The organism is Viridibacillus soli (assembly GCF_016612995.1).
GTDB lineage: Bacteria > Bacillota > Bacilli > Bacillales_A > Planococcaceae > Viridibacillus > Viridibacillus soli.
In genome coordinates, this window is the sequence record NZ_JAEOAH010000044.1 from 18918 (window position 1) to 35841 (window position 16924).

18 protein-coding genes are annotated in these 16924 nt (G+C 37.9%); 1 reads left to right on the plus strand and 17 read right to left on the minus strand.

The window, feature by feature from the left end; all coding sequences use genetic code 11:
• Positions 1–72 precede the first annotated feature (72 nt).
• From JFL43_RS19000 to JFL43_RS19025, 6 genes are all read right to left on the minus strand, one after another.
• On the minus strand, positions 73–495 hold the full coding sequence (locus JFL43_RS19000; protein ID WP_100795451.1) for an FtsB family cell division protein: 423 nt from the start codon (positions 493–495) through the stop codon (positions 73–75).
• 78 nt (positions 496–573) lie between these two features.
• Complete coding sequence (gene yabQ, locus JFL43_RS23570; protein ID WP_200750245.1) at positions 574–1038, minus strand: spore cortex biosynthesis protein YabQ; 465 nt, start codon at positions 1036–1038, stop codon at positions 574–576.
• The gene (gene yabP, locus JFL43_RS19010; protein ID WP_100795449.1) at positions 1035–1334 is read right to left on the minus strand and encodes a sporulation protein YabP; all 300 of its coding nucleotides are present in this window, start codon (positions 1332–1334) and stop codon (positions 1035–1037) included. The genes yabQ and yabP overlap by 4 nt, the downstream gene beginning before the upstream one ends.
• Positions 1335–1460: 126 nt before the next feature.
• On the minus strand, positions 1461–1751 hold the full coding sequence (locus tag JFL43_RS19015; protein WP_200750246.1) for an RNA-binding S4 domain-containing protein: 291 nt from the start codon (positions 1749–1751) through the stop codon (positions 1461–1463).
• A 3-nt stretch (positions 1752–1754) separates the two neighbouring features.
• Complete coding sequence (yabN, locus tag JFL43_RS19020; protein WP_200750247.1) at positions 1755–3221, minus strand: bifunctional methyltransferase/pyrophosphohydrolase YabN; 1467 nt, start codon at positions 3219–3221, stop codon at positions 1755–1757.
• Positions 3222–3237: 16 nt separating this feature from the next.
• On the minus strand, positions 3238–4845 hold the full coding sequence (locus tag JFL43_RS19025) for a putative polysaccharide biosynthesis protein (protein WP_200750248.1): 1608 nt from the start codon (positions 4843–4845) through the stop codon (positions 3238–3240).
• A gap of 236 nt (positions 4846–5081) precedes the next feature.
• On the opposite strand from JFL43_RS19025, the gene JFL43_RS19030 reads away from it, so the two are divergent.
• Positions 5082–5399 carry a hypothetical protein gene (locus tag JFL43_RS19030; RefSeq protein WP_200750249.1) on the plus strand — a complete coding sequence of 106 codons (318 nt, stop codon included), beginning with the start codon at positions 5082–5084 and terminating at the stop codon, positions 5397–5399.
• A 42-nt stretch (positions 5400–5441) separates the two neighbouring features.
• On the opposite strand, the gene spoVT is transcribed toward JFL43_RS19030, so the two are convergent.
• From spoVT to JFL43_RS19085, 11 genes are all read right to left on the minus strand, one after another.
• The gene (spoVT, locus tag JFL43_RS19035) at positions 5442–5978 is read right to left on the minus strand and encodes a stage V sporulation protein T (RefSeq protein WP_100795444.1); all 537 of its coding nucleotides are present in this window, start codon (positions 5976–5978) and stop codon (positions 5442–5444) included.
• An 83-nt stretch (positions 5979–6061) separates the two neighbouring features.
• Positions 6062–9589, minus strand: a complete 3528-nt coding sequence (gene mfd, locus JFL43_RS19040) for a transcription-repair coupling factor (RefSeq protein WP_200750250.1) — start codon at positions 9587–9589, stop codon at positions 6062–6064.
• Positions 9590–9748: 159 nt separating this feature from the next.
• Positions 9749–9976, minus strand: a complete 228-nt coding sequence (locus tag JFL43_RS19045) for an anti-sigma-F factor Fin (RefSeq protein ID WP_100795442.1) — start codon at positions 9974–9976, stop codon at positions 9749–9751.
• 61 nt (positions 9977–10037) lie between these two features.
• Positions 10038–10595: an aminoacyl-tRNA hydrolase gene (pth, locus tag JFL43_RS19050; protein WP_100795441.1), complete on the minus strand. Its 558-nt coding sequence runs from the start codon at positions 10593–10595 to the stop codon at positions 10038–10040.
• Positions 10596–10748: 153 nt separating this feature from the next.
• Positions 10749–11927 carry a D-alanyl-lipoteichoic acid biosynthesis protein DltD gene (dltD, locus tag JFL43_RS19055; RefSeq protein ID WP_200750251.1) on the minus strand — a complete coding sequence of 393 codons (1179 nt, stop codon included), beginning with the start codon at positions 11925–11927 and terminating at the stop codon, positions 10749–10751.
• The gene (gene dltC / locus JFL43_RS19060; protein WP_038179260.1) at positions 11924–12157 is read right to left on the minus strand and encodes a D-alanine--poly(phosphoribitol) ligase subunit 2; all 234 of its coding nucleotides are present in this window, start codon (positions 12155–12157) and stop codon (positions 11924–11926) included. Before dltC ends, dltD begins: the two co-directional genes overlap by 4 nt.
• A gap of 18 nt (positions 12158–12175) precedes the next feature.
• A complete protein-coding gene (gene dltB, locus JFL43_RS19065; RefSeq protein ID WP_100795438.1) occupies positions 12176–13345 on the minus strand; it encodes a D-alanyl-lipoteichoic acid biosynthesis protein DltB in 1170 nt (389 codons plus the stop codon).
• Positions 13342–14862: a D-alanine--poly(phosphoribitol) ligase subunit DltA gene (gene dltA / locus JFL43_RS19070; RefSeq protein WP_200750252.1), complete on the minus strand. Its 1521-nt coding sequence runs from the start codon at positions 14860–14862 to the stop codon at positions 13342–13344. Before dltA ends, dltB begins: the two co-directional genes overlap by 4 nt.
• A 17-nt stretch (positions 14863–14879) precedes the next feature.
• The gene (gene dltX, locus JFL43_RS19075) at positions 14880–15026 is read right to left on the minus strand and encodes a teichoic acid D-Ala incorporation-associated protein DltX (protein ID WP_100795436.1); all 147 of its coding nucleotides are present in this window, start codon (positions 15024–15026) and stop codon (positions 14880–14882) included.
• A gap of 232 nt (positions 15027–15258) precedes the next feature.
• Positions 15259–15870: a 50S ribosomal protein L25/general stress protein Ctc gene (locus tag JFL43_RS19080; RefSeq protein ID WP_200750253.1), complete on the minus strand. Its 612-nt coding sequence runs from the start codon at positions 15868–15870 to the stop codon at positions 15259–15261.
• Positions 15871–15954: 84 nt separating this feature from the next.
• Positions 15955–16914 (minus strand): ribose-phosphate diphosphokinase, encoded by a 960-nt coding sequence (locus JFL43_RS19085; RefSeq protein WP_100795434.1) that lies wholly within the window; start codon positions 16912–16914, stop codon positions 15955–15957.
• Positions 16915–16924: the final 10 nt, after the last annotated feature.

The following is a 16924-nucleotide window of genomic DNA, read 5'->3' on the forward strand; positions in this document are numbered from 1 at the left end:
TTTTATGAATCTTAAAACTCGGTTAGATTCTCACTTCTAATTATAGCCAACAAAAAAAGAGTGTCAATAAGACTACTCTTTCGAATATCCATTTTTCTCACTTTTTTCGGTATTTTTTGGAATTGAGAAAATGATTTCACCATCTTCAGAAAGAAAAAGTTCTTTACGTGCTAATTTGGCGATGTAATCATCGTCGTTTAGCTTCGCAATTTGAATTTTCAATTCCTCTTGCTGGTCTTGAGTGTCTGAAAGTTGTTGCGTAAGCTCGATTTTCTGTTGTTCCTTTTTAGCGAGCGTCTGCTTTTGATTTATTAATGTGAACACTAGGGATCCCATAACGAGGGCAAATATAGTAGCAAAAAGAGCTAGTCTTCGATAAAGGCGTATTTTCACGCCTCTTTTCTTCCTTTGCTGCCGTTCCATGGACTCGATGTATTCTCGACGAATGGCAGCAACTGAATTTTCTCCACCAGCTTTTTTGTTATAATTCTTCATCCTCGTTATCCCTCCCCAAATGATAATTCTTCAAGCTTCTTAGTTGTTTTTGTATGTGTGTTATCCATTATAACGAATTTACCTTACTTTTTTAAGTCTTAAACCTTTAGTTTTTTTACCCAATTTTAAAAAGGGTAACAGCAGGAGCCTTACAACACGCAATAGGGCGCGGATTAACCACCTTATGATCGAAACAAAAAAATCGAAAATTAACCACAATGGCCTAAGTAACATTCTGTATATAAGTCGGCCTCCAAACCGAAAAACCGATTGGAAGTATAACTGGTAGCAATAAAATCCTGCGAGCTGCGCAATTGGATCGACGAGGCGCCATTCGCCAGCCCGCACCTTTAATAATAAATAAAAGCTAGCTATACCGAGCAAAAGCCACGTTGTAAGCTCTAGTGTAACATAGCCTTTTCTTCTAAATGAACGTGGAGGTGCATAATATTTAATCGTGCGCACTATATCAATGCATGCTGCTCCTACAATTCCACTAGCAATCATGACGAGAAGGCTGAGAAATTGTGCTGTTACGGTCATCCAAATAGTTTATGAAGGAAGCTTTTAGACAAGCCGTTTTCTTCGTCATCATACTGTAGCGTTTTCACTGTTCCTTCAAGTGTCAATAAACCTTTGTCTACATCCAAATGGACAATACGTAATTCCTCACCACGGATGAGTAGATGTCCTTGTGAAGTGTGTACATAAAACTCTTCCTGATCAAAGCGCTCAATCGATTTTACCGAAGTGACATCCATTCGTTTGCGATTTCTGACCGTTAGTAAATGATCCCCCGTTGGAATTGTGTACGTTGCGTTATCAGGCTGAAACGTCAATGTTTTCCCCTCCCTTGTCCCGTTCTTTAGATTGTATGCAGGGCGGGATAAATATATGACTAAATACTAAGATGACTTGTCCAAAAGAAATTCATATCACTATAACTTAGTAAGTAGATTTAAAACTCAATCTTCATCATCAATAAACTGTGGTTCTACTTTTTCTAATTTCTCTTCTTTTAAAACTGTGAACATTCTTACAGCTTCATCTTTTTTTACAATATCTTTAATTTCTTCAATACGTGCAGTAACCACTTTTTGCCCGAAGCGAATAGCTAATTCATCATTTACTTTCACAGCCGAGCTTGCTTTAGCTACTTTACTGTTGATAGTAATACGACCTTGATCAGCTACTTCTTTTGCTAATGTACGGCGTTTAATTAAACGTGATACTTTCAAAAACTTATCTAATCTCATATATTATTCCCCTTCTTGGTTTTTCGCTTCATTCCAAAAAGCATCTAACTCTTCGAATGTGTAAGCTTTGAAATCCTTGTTGCCTGCCATGACTTGTTCTTCTACATACGCGAAGCGTCGAGCAAATTTTCTATTTGCATGAAGCATAGCGTCTTCTGCTGAAATTTTATAAACACGTGCGATATTCACTAATGTAAAGAGCACATCACCAAATTCATCTAAACGGGTTTCATTCGTACCATTCGTCACTTCTACACGGAATTCCTGCCACTCTTCGACGAATTTTCCCCATACGCCATCTGTTGTTGGCCAGTCAAAGCCTACTTTTGCAGCTCTTCTTTGGTAGTTATAAGAAGTTTGCAGTGAAGACGCTGCACGGTATTCACCATTTAATAGAGGCTTTGTCGTGTCATCAATTGCCTGCTCTTCATTTTTAATTTTCTCCCAGTTGGCATTTACTTCTTCCACATTTTCTACAGTAATATCACCAAATACATGTGGATGACGGCGGATCATTTTCGCGCTCACTGCTTCTAGAATATCTTCTAAGTTAAAGAAGCCTTCATCCTCACCGATCTGTGCGTGTAAAAATACTTGTAGTAAAACGTCACCAAGCTCTTCAATCATATGCTCATCATCTTGCTCATCGATTGTTTGTAGGAACTCGTGCACTTCCTCAAGTATATACCTTTTCAAACTTTCATGAGTTTGCTTTTGATCCCAAGGACAACCATTAGGGCCGCGCAATGTTGAAATAATCTCACGGAATGTTGACCATTCACGAAGTGCTTCGTCACGATTAGCTACAGGAGGCACGTAGACCGTTGTTAAGTTATCAATTTCAGCTGCACGATCTAATTCATATAAAGGAACCGTGCGTAACTTCTCGCCTACTGAGCCTGCTGCAGTGACGATTGTGACTGGATAATCCTCACGGTATTTTTCCATCAATGTTAGTTTTACTTCAGAAGCGCTGAACGTGTCGTACACCTGTGCGATTAATAAATGATGATGCATATTCACTTCATGCGCTGAGAAAGTTGTACCATCTACTAGTTGGAAGCCATCGATTGGGTCAATGCGTAATGCACCGAAAATTGGGTCTAAGAAACTTTGGCCACCTTCAATTTTCAAATTCACTTTACCTTCTTTTTCGGCTTCTATTAAAAGTTGAATAGTTAGTTCTGCTACAAGTGGATGGCCAGGAACTGCGTACATAATGTCTTCCTGCTCCACATAATCTAAAAGCGTTGCCACAATTTCTTCATAAACCGGACGGAAATCATCATGTTTTTCATAAATATTGTCGAAGCTTTCCAGTTGGATACCCTCAGCTACTAATTCATGTAGCACTGGGTGGTCCATTGTACGTACATATATTTTCTTCGCCTGTTGTAGTTTGCGATATACGCCCATTTGCAATTGTTCAAAGTCACCAGCGCCAAGGCCGATTACTGTTAATTGATGCATAATTTTTCACCTATCCTTATTTCTTTCGTTGTAGCCATAGTTGATAGCTAGCCATTCTACGTCCAAACGGCAGTAAAAACCAATCTCGACTTGATAAAACACCTAACTTTGCAATGAATGTCAAAAATACAAAAGCCCCTATCGCTGCCGCCGAGCTACCAGTCACCGCTGCTTGCAATCGGGATGGCAAGGAAGAAGAGAACCACTGCTCCGCGCAATAAATCCAAAACAGAACACTTCCTATCATCGCAAGCGAAGCAAGCGATGTGCCCATATAAAAATGCATTGGCGCCAACCTTATTGGGCGTATTTTTTTAAAATAATAAATCAACCCAAAAGCCGAAAAAATTAAACCTAAATTCCCTGCATACGCCGCTCCTATAATGCCCCATTTGGCAATAAAAGGTTCATTACAAACCACTTTCACCAAAAAACCTGCCGTTAATAACAAGGCCGGTACTTTTAATTTACCTAATCCTTGAAGCATTGCCGTCAACGGTAAAATAAGTGACAGCCATACAATTTGTATCACAAAAATAATAAGTACATTAGATAATTCACGCGTTTCAAACAACATCTCATTGACATAAGGCATGACGAGCATTAAACCAAGCGTCGCAGCAAAACCAAATAACAAAGCTGTGCGATAGGTGAGCTGGATAAAGCGTTCAGCATCCCGCCCACCATGCTTTTTCGAGGCATGTGCAACAAGGGGTACAATGGCGAGTGATAACGATGTCGCAATTACTAGACCTACCTGCACAAGCGGTTGCCCCCTATCATAAATGCCCTTCGTTTCCATAGCCTCTACTATTGGTATACCACCTTTCACAAGTGTTTCAAAAACGGTAAATGAATCAACAAGTTGGAAGAATAGCAGTAAAAGCCCACTCATACTGACTGCAATACTTAAAATCGTCAATTCCTTAATAACCGGGAAGATAGCTATTTTTTTTCGTACAACTACCGATTTCTTTTGCTTATATTTTTTAAAATATAACCACAGTAAAATGATACCAGCCAATTCGCCGACAACCGTTCCAGCCATTGCTATTTGTCCAGCTTGATATAGGGAAGAAGTCGTCGCCATCACAATCCAGGTACCACCTAAGATGACAAGTACTCGGACAGTTTGTTCAATCACTTGGGCATAAGCGACAGGCGTCATAATGCCACGTGCTTGAAATAACCCTTTATATACTGCAATTGCCGGCATGCATAGTGTAACGAACGAACCCGTACGTAAAAGTAATGCTAATGCTGGGTCGCCCATCCATTTAGCAAATAAATCTGCCCCACCAAATAAAATGGCGAAGAACAGTATTGACAATATACTTAAATAATAAAATGTCACTCGTAATAATTCATGACGCTGTGCTTCGCCATCACGCTCTTCAGCTTCTGCAAGCATTTTAGAAATGGCTACGGCAAAACCACTCGACGTCCATACAACGAAAATAGCTACAAATGGGTACACTTGCTGGTAAATATAAAAACCTTGGTCCCCAACTAAATTTTGAAAAGGGACTCGATATAGCATACTCAATATTTTGACGAATAAAGCAGCGAGCGTTAATAACGCTACTCCCTTCACATATACCTTCATTCCCCACTTTTCAGGCATTTTAAATCCTCATTCCTCTACAACATCAATCAAAACCTTCATTAATCTAAATGTCATCAGTATAGCATATTGATGTCCTTCCTTAAAAAAATGCTATACATAAACAAAAAGAACTATATATCTTAATGAAAATTTCTTTAGTTTAAAAAATAACAGTAAAAAGGGGATTTTTGATTCATATTTATCTAAATATTCCGATATCAATATTAACTAATGAGCATAGAGGAGGGGTTCAATTGAGAATGAACATTACAAACATCAAAACATTTCAAAATACAGCGAAATTTAATCGACCATATTTCCTACAAAGTGCATATGTAAATGAAGTTCAGAAAACTAAGGATGAAAAATCGCGTATCATTATAGAAAAGGTAAACGGTTATATTCGTCAGTATCTAGTCAAAGAAGACGGTACTAAAATACTCATTTCTGAAATGCGTGATGATGTCGTGCAATCATCACCTACTCAAAATGAATCCAATGCCAATAATTTAATGGATTTACTCAACTATTCTACAGGAGTAAGTCCCCCGACGATTAAAGCCGTAAAATAAAAAATGTCCTCCTCATCAATGATGAGGAGGACATTTTTTATTTTAATCGAGCATTTGCTTTGCAAGAAAATGTGCGGCTGTTTCAGCCACTTTTTGCTCTGCATCGCCGATAAAATGGACCTTCGACAATATATAAACAGCGCCAATTGGGTCTCCTGACACGATAATAGGTGCCACGCAATAGGATTTAATTTGTTCTACTTGACCGGGTACTAACTCTACAGAACTTTCATGCTTCTCGACTAAAATGGAACGTTGCATAATACTTTCTTCAGCAAATGATGAGAGTCGTCGGTTCACATAATCTTTTTTCGATACACCGGCAACAGCAATCATTTCATCACGATCACTAATTAACGCTGCTGTACCAAGTGTTTCAAATAACGTTTCTACATATGAAGTTGCAAAGTCACCTAATTCACTAATAGGCGAGTATTTTTTCAAAATAACTTCGCCTTCACGATCCGTGAAAATTTCTAACGGATCTCCTTCACGGATGCGTAAAGTCCTTCTAATTTCCTTTGGGATAACGACTCGACCAAGATCATCAATACGTCGTACAATGCCAGTTGCCTTCATTCGTGTTGCCTCACTTTCGACAAAATATAGTTATACTCGTCCTAGTATGGTTCATAAATGGGCAATCTATGCAAAAAGTGGTATTACTCAGCAACAGGTGCAGATTCTTCCCTTTTTGCAGCTGGCAAAAGTTGCATGATTTCTTCTAATATATCGAATGGTAATTGCTTATCCATTTTGCGTTCATCAATTGTTAATAATAGTTGTTGGCCATCCATTTTGAAACCAACTGCTCGCCCAAATTTCAATGATTCCGAGACGACTTTTGCCCCATCTATATTCGCTGTACCTTGCTCTGAAATTTGAATCGTAATTATTTTATTACTTTCTTTGATTGAAGCGACACCAGACTGCTTCGCCCAAACTTTCATTCGTGCAATGCGTAATAATCGTTTCGTTTCAAATGGTACATCGCCAAATCGATCTTGTAGTTCATCGATGATTTCTACATAGTCATCTTCTTCTTCCATCGCTTTAACTCGTTTATACATTTGAATTTTTTGATAGCCGTCTGGAATATATTGATCTGGAATATATGCATCATAAGGTAAAATAATTTCAATTTCTAGTATATCCTCTTTTTTCGTACCACTGCGTCTTTCTTCAATTGCTTCTTCAAGCATTTGTGAGTACAAGTCAAATCCGACAGAATCAATAAAGCCATGTTGCTGTGAGCCTAGTAAATTCCCTGCCCCTCGAATTGATAAATCGCGCATTGCAATTTTAAATCCTGAGCCAAGCTCGGTAAATTCTTTAATTGCTTGTAAACGTTGTTCAGCTACCTCTGTCAGCACTTTATCACGTTGATACATAAAGTAGGCATATGCTACACGATTTGAACGCCCAACACGTCCACGCAGCTGATAAAGCTGTGATAAACCCATGCGATCTGCATTGTATACGATTAATGTATTTACATTTGGAATATCGATACCTGTTTCAATAATTGTTGTCGTTACCAAAACATCATAGTCCCCGTCTAAAAACCCTAAAATGACAGACTCTAGTTCTGATTCTGTCATCTGACCATGGGCAAAACCAACACGGGCTTCAGGCACAAGTTCTTGAATCTCCTGTACCTTTTTCGCCATATCTTCAACACGATTATATAAATAGAACGTTTGCCCACCACGTGACATTTCACGTTCAATCGCTTCACGCACAAGTGCACCGCTATGCTCCATAACATATGTCTGCACTGGGAAACGGTTTGCAGGTGGTGTTTCAATAACTGATAAATCACGGACGCCTACCATCGACATATGAAGCGTACGAGGGATTGGTGTTGCGGTTAACGTTAAAACATCCACATTTGTTTTTAATTGTTTAATTTTTTCTTTATGCGTCACGCCAAATCGTTGTTCTTCATCGACGACGAGTAATCCTAAATCACGATAAACAACGTCTTTAGATAACAAACGATGAGTACCCACGACGATATCTACGGTGCCAGACTTTAACCCTTTGAGTGTTTCTGCTTGCTGCTTTTTCGTACGGAAACGGCTTAGTAGACCGATTGAAACCGCTTGTTCTTGGAAGCGTTCCTGCATCGTTTCAAAATGCTGTTGGGCTAAAATGGTTGTTGGAACTAGGAAGGCTACTTGCTTCCCGTCCATAATGGCTTTAAAGGCAGCTCGAATAGCAACCTCTGTTTTACCATAACCAACATCACCACACACAAGACGGTCCATTGGGCGCTGCCGTTCCATGTCATGCTTCACTTCGCGAATTGAACGTAATTGATCATCTGTTTCCTCATAAGGGAATACAGCTTCAAAGGAGCGTTGCTCATCGCCATCTGGTGCAAAGGCAAAACCAACTTCAGCTTCACGTTTCGCATATAACTTGATTAAATCATCTGCAATATCTTGTACAGCAGAAGATACTTTGCTCTTTGCACGCTTCCATTCTGCTCCGCCTAGCTTATGTAGCTTCGGTTCACGGTCTTCAGATGCAACGTATTTTTGGATTAAATCAATTTGGTCGACTGGCACGAATAATTTATCATCTGCTCGGTACCGGATGTGTAAGTAGTCTTTATGTGAGCCTTTCACTTCTAACGTTTCAATACCGATATATTTCCCAATACCATGATGAATATGCACAACGTAATCGCCAGGTTTGATCTCGGTATAGCTTTTTATACGCTCGGCATTTGTCATTTTCTGAGGGCGCGTTTTCTTTTTCGGTTTTTGTTTAAATAACTCCTCTTCCGTGACAATTGCTAAACGTTGTAATGGTAGCTCGAAACCAGCTGTCAATGTACCGTCGATTGCAAAAACACCTGCACCATTTGGCTCGCCTAGTTGTATATGAATATCGTAATCATCTAATACTGTTTGCATTTTACGTAGACGCTCTTGGCCTTCTGCTACAAAAAGAACGGTGAATTTGCCTTGCTCCCAGCGTTCGATTTCATTTTTCAATAAGGGCATTTGTGCATGGAAATGCTGCATCGGTTTACATGAGAAGCTTGTTGTCTTCTTAAATTGCACACCAGAAAATGCACGCGTAAATAGGGCAAGATAGAGTTTAGGTTGATTCAGCATTGCTAAAATTTCCTTTAGCGAATAAGATGGCTTTACCGCATGGACCATTTTCCCTTCTTCAAGAAGAGATAAGAACCATTCCTTTTCTTCCTTCTCCCATGCCTCCATTACTTCCTGTACACGGCCAAGCTCATCAAATACAACAAGGCCGTTTCGAACAAAATAATCACCTAAATAAGATGGCTTATCATATAACAGCGAGCCATATTTATTTGCGTAGTTAGGTAAGTTACCTTGACTTAGCATTTCGATATCAGCTTGGATATTTTGATAAAGTGCTTCTTTGACGTCTTGCGCTTTTACCTTACGCAAACTTTCTGCCAATGCATCTTCTAATTTCTCAGCCAATATCACTCGCTGCTCTTTCGTTAAAACAAATTCTGCCGCTGGTAAAATACGCACGTCATTTAGTTTATCGATTGAGCGCTGGTCATCAGCCGAAAATGTACGGATCGAATCAACTTCCGTATCGAATAACTCAATACGTATAGGTACTTCCATATATGGTGGATAAATATCTAAAATACCACCACGTAGCGCAAATTCTCCAGGTGTTGTCACCATTTGCCCTCGTGTATAGCCCATCACAACAAGCTGATTCAACCAAACTTCTACGTCAATTTCTTCTCCAATAGCCGTACGAAGGCGTAAATCGAGCCATTGCTCTCTCGGTGACATCATTTTACGTAAGCCAGCCACAGGAATAATATAGATCCCCTTTTGCTCATGTAGCATATGATCAATTGTTTCGATTCGTTGTGCTCTTAACTCCGGACTCGCTATCGACATATCAGCCGCGATAAATTCATCTGCTGGGTAATAGTGAACTAGTTCCTCGCCAATTAGCTTCACTAGATCGTCGTACATTTTCTGCGCCTGCAATAAATTCGGAGAAATAATATATACCGGCTTTTCAATTGCCCCATAAATTGTATCCAAAAAGGCTGGACGTGCACTCCCAGAAAGGCCTGTAATAAGCTGAGAGCCATTACCTTTTTGCAAGTCTTCCAATAAGTTTGTTATATGCATATCTTGAGAGAATAATTTACGTAAAATTTCCAAATAAAAGCCCTCCTTCCTATCAAAATTACATCATGTTTGGATCATCTAACACTCGCTCTATTTTTATTTTACGAGTAGTTCAGTTATCTATTTCATCTTTCCTTATCATTCGTATACAGAAAAAGGCCTTGGACGCATAGCGCACCAAAGCATTCTTCCTTATTGTAGCCATTTTTTTAATGCATAATAATCTGGAAATTGCTTTAAAGATTCTTCACAGTGCTCACAAATACACTCAACCGTTGTATCTCCATTATGGTCTTTGTGAATATATTGCTTTGCCTCTGCTTCATTTAATTGATGGAGCCTGCGGACACTTTCCTCTGAATCGAAAGGCAGTAGCCCAACCTCAGTTTCACAGTGCCGACAGCGATAATGAATTGCCATATGCAACATGCCCTCCTTTATAAAAAGTATAGACAGTCACATGGCAATTTATGCTCTTTCATTAATTAAATTGGTTCATAACATCTATGAAAGGTTTGGCTAACGAGTATTCACAAGCATCTGCTGCTTTATCGAAAGCATCTTGCATTAATGGCTGATCTTCTTTTGAAAATCTCGAAAGAACATAATCAGATACTTTCATGCCAGCAGGTGGACGGCTAATACCGATACGAATACGGTTGAAGTTTTGAGTACCAAGATGCTGGATTAACGATTTAATACCGTTATGTCCACCGGCACTCCCTTTTTGTCGCAGACGTAATTTGCCTTTATCTAAATCTAAATCATCATAAATAACAACGATATCTTCCACATCAATATCAAAGTAATCCATAATTGGGCCAACACATTCCCCAGAAATATTCATATAAGTAAGTGGCTTCAATAACATTACTTTACCTTCTGGACGATGAATTGTTCCATACATACCATTAAATTTAGATTGATTTAACGATACGCCCCATTTTGCTGCTAATATGTCGATTGTATCGAAACCGACATTGTGGTGTGTATGTTCATATGTCTTTCCCGGATTGCCGAGTCCAATTATTAGTTTCATAATAGCATCTTCCTTTTCTGCCTAATCCATGCTATTTTATCACATACCGTTGGAAATTATAAAAAATCGCAATTATTAGTGGTTTTTCGACCTTCTTACACAAAAAAAATCGCCTAATCATTATTAAATGATCCGGCGATTTTCTTTATATGACTATTGTAGCTTCCAGTAATTAGCCATTTCATGGTCGAGATATACCCAACCTTTCCATGAAATATGAATTGTATCACTAATAAAATGCGGCTCGTACTCATAAGCAGTAAAATCGACAAGCGGGAAACCTGCCCCCTGCACTTGCTTATTAATCTTCGCGTAATATTCCTCGCGACGCTCCTGTGGGAAGCCTGCATAGTCATACCATTTCCCGTTCACCGGGATTGATACGAACATAGGCTTCGCACCTGCATCCTTTAGTATTTCCAATACCATTTGGAAATCTTCATATTCAGGAGAATCTGTATAGCTTTCATCTTTACGGAATTCCTTGAGTTCCTTTAGCTTAAACTCAATTTTCTTTTTAAAATAGCGGTCGTTAATAGATAAATCATTTGTTGTAACACGCTCGCTACCGTATTCATCTGCATGTTTCGTCAGCTGTTCAAATGATTTCCCTTCAACCATTTCTGGATTTGCATGCAATTTTTCGCGTGGCGTACCCATTACAGAGTAGTACAAATCCTTTTTCTCCATCAGCTTTTTATTAAAGAAAGCAACGGGTTTTGCCAGTGCTGCTTTAATCGGATACTTTTCTCCGCCAGTTACTTCATTTTCATAGATTGTTGATAAAATAAAGTCCCTTTTCACCGTTTCAAATTCCAAAAGGCGCTCCATTGCTTTTTTCTTCAGCTCCGGATCTAGTTCATCATTCAGCGCTAAATCATATGACTGTAGCATCGAATAGTTTGGTGAGAAATGAAATTCATCAACACCCGTCTTTGTGAACCATTGTGGTGAAATAATGAATACCAATTTCTTATCCTTTAAATTTTTTTCCTGAGCGGCAAAGTTCAGGAAATGATGAATGGATTGCGTACCACCACGGCCGTATAAATACGTCGTAAAACCCGCATCATTTGCTTTAAAATAGTTATACGGATGGAATGGGTCAAAACGATTCAACTCAGATGAGCCGTAAATCGGCAGCATATTCGGCTCTTGTAATAAGCGATTTTGCATATACTCCCCTTGGAACATAAGTGGATTCAATGCGGTTTTCGCATCCTCGACATCCTTATCTGAAACCAAAAAAACCAACCATTTATTCGGTATAAATAAAAATACTAAAAACAATATTACCGCAATTATTAGCGGTAAGAAGGCATACTTTTTCATACACGCTCAGCTAGCTGCTCTGCGATACGATTTGGTGTATTCCACTCCTCGCGCGTGAACTCTGTAATTGAAACTGAAATACCAAATTTCTCTTCAACTTCAACTAAAAAAGTAATAATACCAAATGAATCTAGTAAACCCTCTTCAAATAAATCGATATCTGGTTGCTCTACAACGACATCTTCCTGACAAACTTCTGCTAATAATTCATATACTTTTTGTTTTTCCATCATAATCAAACTCCTTTATTATTTAAATAATTGTCCTGAGAAAATATAAAAGCCAAAGCAAATAAAGTTAAATGTTATAAACACAGATACACCATGTGTCCATTTATTTTTTGGCCATAGTTTATGTTTTCGATTCCAACGATCAAAGTAATCATATCCAACGATAAGAACTGCATGGTACAAGCCATAAATAACAAAATGCCATTCTAGCCCATGCCAAATACCCATGATGAAGAATAATAGAAAATAACCTATATTAGACACCGTATAACGATTTTTAATCCACTTTTTCTTTGTCATCCAAAATACAAAACGCATATATACATAATCTCTAAACCAGAATGATAGACTCATATGCCAACGATTCCAGAAGTCTTTAATGTTTTTGCTAATAAATGGCATGTTAAAGTTCTCTGGTGTCTTAACGCCCATCAAGTAACTCACTCCTATAGCAAATGCACTATAGCCTGCAAAATCAAAGAATAGATATACGCTGTAAACATACATATATGCTACATTAGCCCAGAATGGTGAATGGATATACGTTGCATGGTCAGGTAAATAGACAAGAATTTTATTGTAAATTAAAAATGCAAAAATAAATTTGTATAAGAATCCTCGGAAAATACTATTAATCCCTAAGTATAAAAGCTCCTTATACTCCTCTTTTGAAAATGTCTTATTAACATCTTTCTCAAATCGTTTCCAACGATCGATTGGACCTGATGAAACAGTCGGGAAGAATAGTAAGAAATAAATGAGCTCACCCATCGGTAACGTCTGCTTCTTCATCAAGCCATCGCGTGTTTCAATAATCATCTGCACGGCCTTAAACGTAATATAAGAAACGCCAAGGAAGCCAAATAGATGATTCAATCCAAGTAATGGTAATACTTTTACAAGCACTAATGGCAATATTGCCATTAGTACCATCGTACAAAAAACAACTGTATTATTGCGGTCTTTACGATAATAGTGGTAGCCCTTAATTAAAGCAATTTGGAAAATTGTAAACAAAATAATAGATATTGCGCCGGTCTTCGAGTTCCCGAAAATAACAGCCAATATAACAATAGACACAAGCATATTATAAATTTTCGATGATTTACCTAACAACCCAAGAATAATTGTAGGTAAAAGGAAAATACCAATTAAAAAGAAAAATATAAACGAGCCATATGGAATCATACCATAACCTCAGCAACTAATTGTTTTCGATTTATTTTACCATTAGAAGTCATTGGTAACTGTTCACAATAGTTAAATTTTCTCGGAATCATATATGCTGGTAACTTTTTTGCTAATTCTTTTTTTATAGCGCTTGATAATTGATAATTTTTTTCGAAAGAATGTTCTCCGGGTACGATATATGCAGCTAAAAGATCTACAGCCTCGTTTTTAAAAACCGGTACGACTACACATGAATCTACATATTGGCAGTGTAATAAATGATTTTCAATTTCCTCAAGTTCCATTCTATAGCCATGAACCTTCACCTGAAAATCCGCTCGACCACTATAAAAATGCAAACCGTCTTTCTGATACCCAATATCTCCAGTACGGTACGCCTGCTGCCCTTCATATTCAAAAAAGGCCTTTTCAGTTAAATTAGGTTCACCTAAATAACCTTTACTAACACTTGGACCAACAATAATCATTTCACCCTTCTCACCATCAGGTAATAAACGATCCTCGTCATCTATAATAAGCATCTGTGTATCGTTTTTTATATAACCTATTGGTAAAGACAAGTAGTTATTTAATAGTTCAGCCGTTACTTCTACTGCTGAAACAGCTACGGTTGCCTCAGTTGGGCCATATGTATTGAAAATGCGCGCACTCGGGAACAATTTCAATAATTTGCTTGCAACTTCTCTCGTTAATACTTCTCCACAAAATAAAAATGTCTTTAATGACGGCAGCATCTCACTAGAGAATTCTGGATTCATCAAACACATTTGTACAAATGATGGAGTGGATGTCCAAACGCCTATTTTTGACTGTGATAGTTGCATAAACAATGCTTGTGGGCTTGCAATCATCTCTTTGGAGATGGTAAATAATGTAGCACCCGTAGTCAATGCAGGATAGAGATCCATTACAGATAAATCAAAAGAAAATGGTGCTTGATTCAAAAATACTCCGCCATTAGTTATCGGAAAATCTACATGCATCCAGTTAACAAAACTCTCTAAATTTTGTGCTGAAATCTGAACGCCCTTAGGATTACCAGTGCTACCAGAAGTGTAAATAATATAAAAGTTTTCATGGCCTTTCACCCAAGTTGATGAAGTTGGCCCTTCGGTATGTTCAGCTAATATATTTGCTAATTGCCCTTCTGACATAGAAGGAATCGAAGCCTGCTGAAGAGAATCTCTTTCTAAAACCTCTGTTTCAATTAGAAATGCTGCATTTGAGCATTCTATAATTTTTTGAATGCGTTCTTTCGGAATTGATACATCCACCGGAATATAAGGATGACCCGATTTGACTACTCCTAAAAAAGAACTGACCATCTTCGGTGACATATGGCCATACACGATAATAGGCGCTTTCTTAGGGAGTTTTAAAGTTGTTAAATACGTAGCTAGTGATTCTGATTGTTTCCATAAATCGCCATAACATAATGTTACATCACCACTTTGAAATGCAATAGAATCTTCATTATCTAAAGCTATATTTTTAATAGTCGAAAGTATATTCAACGGAAGCCCTCCTTACTTTAAAATTCTGTGTATATAAATGGCCCCGCATTCATATCATGAAACCCATATAAGAGAACGAGTAAAATTAGAATCGCTAAGTAATAAATCGTTCGCACACTTACATAAGTCAAAGTATGATTCCAAAGTTTTTTTACTTTCTCCATTCTATTTACCTCACATTTCTACAATTTAATCACTTACGATACACCATTTACGGTATTATTACAATATTATTTCATTACCATTACGTTAGACGTGACATAATCAAACTGGTTCCTTACCCTTGTCATAAACAAACCGTAATGTCTACATATTTTCAAATAACTAGAAACTCTAATGAATAAAAAGACTTACCATTCTTATTGGGATATGGTAAGTCTTTTTATGAAATTTATTTTACTTTGCGGCATTATTTGCTTCTATTGAAGCTTCTTCATCAACTTTTGCTGATTCAGCTTCAACTATAGGTGCCGATATGGTAACAAGAAGGAGATCATCTGTATCTAGAATTTTAAATGTTGATACACTACGAATATCACTAACAGCTAATGTGCCGCCAATTTCTAATGCTGAAATATCAATCTCTATTGATTCTGGAATATCTGATGGTTTCACCTTTAATATTACTTCACGGTTTGGTTGGTGAAGGACACCGCCTTCTCTCACCCCTACTGAATCACCAGTAATACTGACTGGTACACTCACTTCTAAAGCATCTGACATATTAACCGCTAAAAAGTCTAAGTGAACTAATGTCCCCTTCAATGCGCATTTTTGAGCGGCATTTAATACAGCATTTATTTTTTTGCCATCAAGTTCTAATGTTACTACGGAGTTTTTACCATCTTCACGCAATGTTTTCTCATAATCTCTCGCATTAATTGCAATAGGCGTTGACTCTGTTTTACACCCATACACCACAGCTGGTACAAAACCAACTTGTCGAAGTTCTGTTAATACAGAGCGATGTCCGACCTCACGTTTTTTTGCATGAACTACAGTACTCATATAGATACATGTCTCCCTTCCTAGCTAGCATAGCCATATTAATATATGTACCTTTTTAGCTAGGAATTCAAACATTTCTCTTTATTAATCGAATAAAGTACTTACAGATTTGTTTTCATAAATACGTACGATTGCGTCTGCTAATAGTGTTGCAACAGATAATTGTTTAATTTTTGGTGATTTTTTCTCTTCCGGTAATTGGATAGAATTTGTAATCACTAATTCTTTAATAACAGAGTTATCAATACGTTCGATAGCTGGACCTGATAATACAGGGTGTGTACAGCAAGCGTAAACTTCTTTAGCACCAGCTTTTACTAATGCTTCAGCACCGATTGTAATTGTACCTGCCGTATCAATAATATCATCGATTAAGATTGCTACTTTACCATCGACGCTACCAACGATGTTCATAACTTCTGCAACGTTTGGACGTGGACGACGTTTATCGATAATAGCAATTGGTGCTTTTAAGCGATCTGCCATTTTACGAGCACGAGTTACACCACCGTGGTCAGGTGATACGATAACGATTTCTTCTGAATTGAAGCCTTTTGCTTTGAAATGATCAGATAACAATGGAACACCCATTAAGTGATCCATTAAGATGTCAAAGAAACCTTGAATTTGTGGAGCGTGCAAGTCAAGAACGATTGCACGAGTTGCTCCTGCAGTTTCAAGTAAGTTAGCCACTAATTTAGCCGTAATTGGTTCACGTGCACGTGCTTTACGATCTTGACGAGCATAACCATAGTAAGGTAATACTACGTTTACTGTGCGCGCAGAAGCACGTTTCACAGCATCAACCATAATAAGTAGTTCCATTAAGTTTTCGTTTACTGGACCTGAAGTAGACTGCACGATAAATACGTCACAACCACGAATACTTTCCTCAATATTAATTTGAATTTCTCCATCACTGAAATGTTTTACAGAGCATTTTCCTAACTCTACACCTACTTCTTTAGCAATTTCTTCAGCTAAAGGTCGGTTTGAGTTTAATGAAAAGATTTTTAACTTTGAGTTGGCATATTGATACGGCATGATGGCCTCC

Excerpts from the sequence above, each read along its gene's own strand:
- JFL43_RS19000 (WP_100795451.1), bottom strand. The coding sequence starts at position 495 with ATGAAGAATTATAACAAAAAAGCTGGTGGAGAAAATTCAGTTGCTGCC.
- yabQ (WP_200750245.1), bottom strand. The coding sequence starts at position 1,038 with ATGACCGTAACAGCACAATTTCTCAGCCTTCTCGTCATGATTGCTAGT.
- JFL43_RS19015 (WP_200750246.1), bottom strand. The coding sequence starts at position 1,751 with ATGAGATTAGATAAGTTTTTGAAAGTATCACGTTTAATTAAACGCCGT.
- yabN (WP_200750247.1), bottom strand. The coding sequence starts at position 3,221 with ATGCATCAATTAACAGTAATCGGCCTTGGCGCTGGTGACTTTGAACAA.
- JFL43_RS19025 (WP_200750248.1), bottom strand. The coding sequence starts at position 4,845 with ATGCCTGAAAAGTGGGGAATGAAGGTATATGTGAAGGGAGTAGCGTTA.
- spoVT (WP_100795444.1), bottom strand. The coding sequence starts at position 5,978 with ATGAAGGCAACTGGCATTGTACGACGTATTGATGATCTTGGTCGAGTC.
- JFL43_RS19045 (WP_100795442.1), bottom strand. The coding sequence starts at position 9,976 with ATGGCAATTCATTATCGCTGTCGGCACTGTGAAACTGAGGTTGGGCTA.
- pth (WP_100795441.1), bottom strand. The coding sequence starts at position 10,595 with ATGAAACTAATAATTGGACTCGGCAATCCGGGAAAGACATATGAACAT.
- dltD (WP_200750251.1), bottom strand. The coding sequence starts at position 11,927 with ATGAAAAAGTATGCCTTCTTACCGCTAATAATTGCGGTAATATTGTTT.
- dltC (WP_038179260.1), bottom strand. The coding sequence starts at position 12,157 with ATGGAAAAACAAAAAGTATATGAATTATTAGCAGAAGTTTGTCAGGAA.
- dltB (WP_100795438.1), bottom strand. The coding sequence starts at position 13,345 with ATGATTCCATATGGCTCGTTTATATTTTTCTTTTTAATTGGTATTTTC.
- dltX (WP_100795436.1), bottom strand. The coding sequence starts at position 15,026 with ATGGAGAAAGTAAAAAAACTTTGGAATCATACTTTGACTTATGTAAGT.
- JFL43_RS19080 (WP_200750253.1), bottom strand. The coding sequence starts at position 15,870 with ATGAGTACTGTAGTTCATGCAAAAAAACGTGAGGTCGGACATCGCTCT.
- JFL43_RS19085 (WP_100795434.1), bottom strand. The coding sequence starts at position 16,914 with ATGCCGTATCAATATGCCAACTCAAAGTTAAAAATCTTTTCATTAAAC.